Raw genomic sequence first — 255 nt, 5'->3', positions numbered from 1 at the left:
CAAAGCGCAGGCTTATCCAATCTCCGGCCGCACCTTCACTGTAGCCATCGTTATTGCTGTCGCCGCCGACACTGTCATCACGATAAGAGGTGAAATAAATCTTGTTCGATGAGGTTCCCACGGCATTTAAGGCACCATACACCCGCAAACGGGTGCCGGGACTGAACTTCCAGATACTGCCTGCCGGCAGATTCAGCAGCGTACCGGCAGCGACACGCGCTTCCCCACTGAGAACCCGATAGACAGAAGAGGCAT

The 255-nt window shown here is 55.3% G+C and carries 1 protein-coding gene; it reads right to left on the bottom strand.

Annotated elements, in window-relative coordinates; all coding sequences use genetic code 11:
* On the bottom strand, positions 1-255 hold a 255-nt coding region (locus LZP73_RS21245), incomplete at both ends, for a hypothetical protein (protein WP_234236994.1).

The organism is Shewanella sp. AS16, assembly GCF_021412365.1.
GTDB classification, from domain to species: Bacteria; Pseudomonadota; Gammaproteobacteria; order Enterobacterales; family Shewanellaceae; genus Shewanella; species Shewanella salipaludis.
This window is presented reverse-complemented; position numbering and strand designations above follow the sequence as displayed.